Source organism: Kitasatospora sp. NPDC057738, assembly GCF_042798815.1.
GTDB lineage: Bacteria > Actinomycetota > Actinomycetes > Streptomycetales > Streptomycetaceae > Kitasatospora > Kitasatospora lactacystinica.
Map to the genome: position 1 here is coordinate 1 of NZ_JBHVJT010000034.1, position 2009 is coordinate 2009.

Here is a 2009-nt window from a genome sequence, read left to right on the forward strand (position 1 = left end):
GCCCGGGCCCGTGCCGCGGCGGGCGGCTCGGGCGGGCGTCCGGGGGCCGGCACGCTCTGCCGGCCGTTCTCCTGCTGGGCCGGTGCGGGTGCGGGGGCGGTCCGTGCGGGTCGTGTGCCGCGGGCGCCGCCGGGGTTCCCGGCGGCCGAACCGCGCGCCGCCAGTTCGCTGAGCCGCTCGTGCAGCGCGGCGGCTCCGGGGCGTTCGGCGGGTTCCTTGGCCAGGCAGGCCCGGATGAGCGGTGCCAGTTGCGGCGGTACGGCGGAGAGGTCGGGCTCCTCGTGGACGACCCGGTACAGCATCACTTCGGAGGACGCCCCGGAGCCGAACGGGGTGTCCCCCGTGAGTGCGTACGCGAGGGTGGCCCCGAAGGCGAAGACGTCGGTGGCGGGTGTGACGGCGACCCCGCGGACCTGCTCGGGCGCGAGGAAGCCGGGGGAGCCGACCGCGGTGCCGACGTGGGTGAGCGTGCTGGCGCCGCGCGACCACGCGATGCCGAAGTCGATGATCCGCGGGCCTCGGGGCGAGAGCAGGATGTTGGACGGCTTGAGGTCCCGGTGGACCACTCCCGCCTCGTGCACCTTGACCAGTCCGTCGGCGAGCGCGGCCCCGATCCGGGCGGCCTCGGGCCAGTTGAGCGGTCCTTCGTCGCCGACCCGCTTGTAGAGCGAGGGCCCCGGCACGTACGCGGTGGCCAGCCAGGGCCGTTCGGTCTCGATGTCCGAGCCGACCACGCGCGCGGTGCAGCCGCCCCGGATCCGGGAGGCGGCGGCGATCTCGCGGGCGAAGCGGGTGCGGAACTCCTGGTCCTCGGCGAGCTCGGCGCGGATCAGCTTGAGGGCGACGCGCTGCCCGCGGCGGTCGGAGCCGAGGTAGACCACGCCCATGCCGCCGGCGCCCAGTCGCCGGTGCAGGCGGTACGGCCCGACGATGCGGGGGTCCTCACGCCTCAGCCGCATCATCGCCATGTTTCGTTCCCCGTCAGCCTGTGGGTGAGGCCCCGTCGGTTGGGCCATCGTCAGTTCCTGTCTGGCACAGCTTACGGACTGCCCGCTGCGGTGTGCTGATACGCAACACCTGAAGCCACCGTGCGATTGTCGGATCTTGCGTTGACCTGCAGGTCACAAGGACGTCGAAGGGCTTCTCGGGGTTGCCCCTCAGGGTTCCCTCGGGGGTCGGATGAGCCTTCCGTCCCCCTGCGGTAGTAGGCCCCGAGTCGGATCGTCATCCTCCCGGACGTCCGAGGAACAGTACGACGGCATGACGCCCGGAGGACCCTCCGGCCAATAGCGTTGTGTCCAGCGGTGGACGGGGAGCTCGTCCCCCGAGGTAAGCCGTCCACCGCGCCAACTCGACCGGATCAGGAGCAAGGACATGGCACCGCAGATCACGGGAACCCCCCGCCGTCGGCCGGCCTCCGTCCAGTCCCGGTCCACCGAGCAGCCCACGCGGCACCCCGCCGTTGCGCTGGCCATGGCCCTGCCGTGCGCCGTGCTCCTGGTGCTGCTGTTCGGCGGGTGGGAGCAGATGGCGAACCAGGCCCAGGCCGTCGCCGATCTGATCACCCGCTGAGCGGGGAAAGAAGGACTCCGGCCCCGAGGCCGGTCGAAGACGGGCACCGAACCCCTGGGGACGGGGAGCGGTGCCGCCGGGGAGGCCGCGGCCGCGATGACACGCGGACGGGCGAGAGCGGTGCGCAGAGCGCCCCGGCAGGCGGAGACGCCGCGTACGGACGTCGGTGAGGGCGTCCGTACGCGGCTCTTCTCTTTTCCCAGCCCTGTTCTCGCCGGCCGAGTCGCCGGCCGCCCCGGCCGCCCCGGTCGTCCGGGACGCCCCGGTCGTCCGGGCCCGGGGAACCACCGGAACGGGACGACAAAAGGCCGGGGCCGCGATCCTCATGGATCGCGGCCCCGGCCGTTACTGTGCGCGATACTGGGATTGAACCAGTGACCCCTACCGTGTCAAGGTAGTGCTCTCCCGCTGAGCTAATCGCGCCTGATGTGGCGGTC

The 2009-nt window shown here is 72.8% G+C and carries 2 protein-coding genes and 1 tRNA gene; 1 reads left to right on the forward strand and 2 read right to left on the reverse strand.

Features of this window, described 5'->3' with window-relative positions:
• Window positions 1-968: serine/threonine-protein kinase (locus tag ACFVGO_RS19710; protein WP_380633104.1), on the reverse strand; the 968-nt coding region annotated here is incomplete at its 3' end.
• A gap of 406 nt (window positions 969-1374) precedes the next feature.
• Between ACFVGO_RS19710 and ACFVGO_RS19715 the strand changes: the two genes are divergently transcribed.
• A complete protein-coding gene (locus tag ACFVGO_RS19715; RefSeq protein ID WP_359915397.1) occupies window positions 1375-1572 on the forward strand; it encodes a hypothetical protein in 198 nt (65 codons plus the stop codon).
• Between the two features lie 351 nt (window positions 1573-1923).
• On the opposite strand, the gene ACFVGO_RS19720 is transcribed toward ACFVGO_RS19715, so the two are convergent.
• Window positions 1924-1995, reverse strand: a tRNA-Val gene (locus ACFVGO_RS19720).
• Window positions 1996-2009 lie beyond the last annotated feature (14 nt).

Coding starts and splice junctions, on each gene's coding strand:
- ACFVGO_RS19715 (WP_359915397.1), top strand. CDS start 1,375: ATGGCACCGCAGATCACGGGAACCCCCCGCCGTCGGCCGGCCTCCGTC.